A 2,100-nucleotide genomic window follows, 5' to 3' on the forward strand; every position below is an offset into this window, starting at 1 on the left:
ACCGTCGACACCAAGAGCGACGAGATGGCCTACCTGCGCGAGTCGGTCGAGGCCTGCGGTGGCACGGCCCTGGTGATGGACGTGGGCGTGCTCGGTCGGGGGGGCTTCACGCCCGACATCCTCAACACCGAGGTGGCGGCAGCAGCCGGTGTGACGCTGCAGCAGGTGATGGAGACGGGCGACGAGAACACGTCCATGAAGCTCATGGCCGAGGGGGCCGCGTTGATCGCCAACCAGTGGTACCTTGAAGGCCGCTTCGACGGCCTGCTGGCCCTGGGCGGCACCATGGGCACCGATCTCGCGCTGGACGTGGCCAACGCGCTGCCGCTGGGCTGCCCGAAGGTGGTGCTGTCCACCATCGCGTACTCGCCCCTGATCCCGCCCGACCGCATCCCGCCGGACCTGATCATGCGGCTGTGGGCCGGCGGCCTGTACGGCCTGAACCGGCTGTGCAAGGCCGCCCTGGGCCAGGCCGCGGGTGCGGTGGTGGGCGCCTGCATGGCGCGTGCCGCCGAGGCCGACCCGCGCCCGGTGGTGGGCATGACCTCGCTGGGCAGCAGCGCGCTCTCTTATATGAAGAAGCTCAGGCCCGCGCTGGAGGCGCGTGGCTACGAGCTGGCGGTGTTCCACACCACCGGCATGGGCGGGCGCGCGTTCGAAGACCTGGCGCGGCGCGGCTACTTCGCCTGCGTGATGGACTTCAGCCTGCAGGAGCTGGTGAACGATTTGGCTGGCAGCTGCGTGAGCGCGGGCAGCGAGCGCCTGCTGGGCGCGGGCCGCGCGGGTGTGCCGCAGATCGTGGCGCCCGGCGCCACCGACATGGTCGACTTCCCGGCCTGGACGCGCTGCCCTTCGCAATTTGAAGGCCGCTCGGTGCACGAGCACAACCGCCTGATCGCCTCGGTCTGCATCGACCCCGAGATGCGGCGCCACGTGGCGCGTGCCATCGCCGACCGGCTGGAGCAGGCGACCGGCCCGACCTGCCTGCTGCTGCCCACGGGCGGCGTGGAGCAGTGGGACCGGCCGGGCGAGCCATTGCACGACCCCGAGGGCCTGAAGGCCTTTACCGACGAAATGGTCCATGTGATCGCGCCCGGCACGGTGTTCCAGCCGGTGGACGCGCACATCAACGACGAGGCCTTTGTCCAGGCCGCGCTGCGCGTGTTTGATGGCTGGGTGGCGGCGGGCCTGGTGCCGCCGGGCGTGGTCGATGCGGCCGACGAAAGGAAGGCGGCATGACGGCCAAAGCCCTGGTGCTGGACTTCGGCGGCGTCATCAGCCGCATGCTGTTCGAGACGCACGCGCTGTCGGAAAAGGCCCTGGGCCTGGCACCCGGAACCCTCACCTGGAAGGGGCCGTTCGACCCTGCTTCCGACCCGCTCTGGCAGGACATGCAGGCCGACAAGCTCGGCGAGCGCGACTACTGGATGGCCCGCACCCGCGAGGTCGGCCGCCTGCTCGGCGAGGACTGGGACCGCATGGAAACCTTCGTGCAGCGCGCACGCGGCGCCGACGTGGAGGCTGTGATCCGGCCCGAGGCGGTCTCGATCATCTGTGCAGCGAAAGCCGCCGGGAAGAAGCTGGCCATCCTCTCCAACGAGCTGGACCTGTTCTACGGCGCCGATTTCCGCAGCCGCCTGCCGCTGCTGCAGCTGTTCGACGTGATCGTGGATGCGACCCACACCGGCATCCTCAAGCCCGACCCGCGCGCCTACGAGGCCGTGACCGAGGCACTGGGGCTGCCCGCCAACGCCTGTGTGTTCGTCGACGACCAGAAGCGCAACGCCGACGGCGGCGTGCGCGCCGGCCTGCAGGTGGTGCACTTCGATGTGCTGCAACCCGCCGCGTCGTTCGCGACGGCCCGGCACCTGTTGGGGCTCACTCGCTGATCCATTGGGCGTGCGCGATGCGCCACTTGCCCGCCTCCAGCTTCATCGGCAGGGCGCTGCGGTTGAGCTGGTGGCGGCCGTCGGCGCCGACCCGGAAGGGCTGCTCCATCATGCCGCTGCGCCAGGGCGCCATGTTCGCCAGGGCCTGCGCCACGCTGGCCCGGGTGATGGGGCCACGCATGCCCTGTAGCGTGTGCACCAGGGCCTGCGC

The 2,100-nt window shown here is 70.6% G+C and carries 3 protein-coding genes; 2 read left to right on the forward strand and 1 reads right to left on the reverse strand.

All coding sequences use genetic code 11. From position 1 onward, the window contains the following. A partial coding sequence (locus V6M57_RS10925) for a Tm-1-like ATP-binding domain-containing protein (RefSeq protein ID WP_332815021.1) occupies positions 1–1,239 on the forward strand: 1,239 nt, incomplete at its 5' end. Continuing rightward, entirely contained in the window at positions 1,236–1,889 is a 654-nt protein-coding gene (locus V6M57_RS10930; RefSeq protein WP_332815022.1) for an HAD-IA family hydrolase, read from the forward strand. The genes V6M57_RS10925 and V6M57_RS10930, both read left to right, overlap by 4 nt. Here the strand turns inward: V6M57_RS10930 and V6M57_RS10935 are convergent. Further along, positions 1,879–2,100: hypothetical protein (locus V6M57_RS10935; RefSeq protein WP_332815023.1), on the reverse strand; the 222-nt coding region annotated here is incomplete at its 5' end. The two genes, V6M57_RS10930 and V6M57_RS10935, sit on opposite strands and share 11 nt — an antisense overlap.

Origin of the sequence: Ramlibacter sp., assembly GCF_036676645.1 — a bacterium.
In the GTDB taxonomy this organism is placed as follows: domain Bacteria; phylum Pseudomonadota; class Gammaproteobacteria; order Burkholderiales; family Burkholderiaceae_C; genus Ramlibacter.

What these genes read in the sequence shown, in the direction of transcription:
- V6M57_RS10930 (WP_332815022.1), top strand. Translation starts at nt 1,236, where the DNA reads ATGACGGCCAAAGCCCTGGTGCTGGACTTCGGCGGCGTCATCAGCCGC.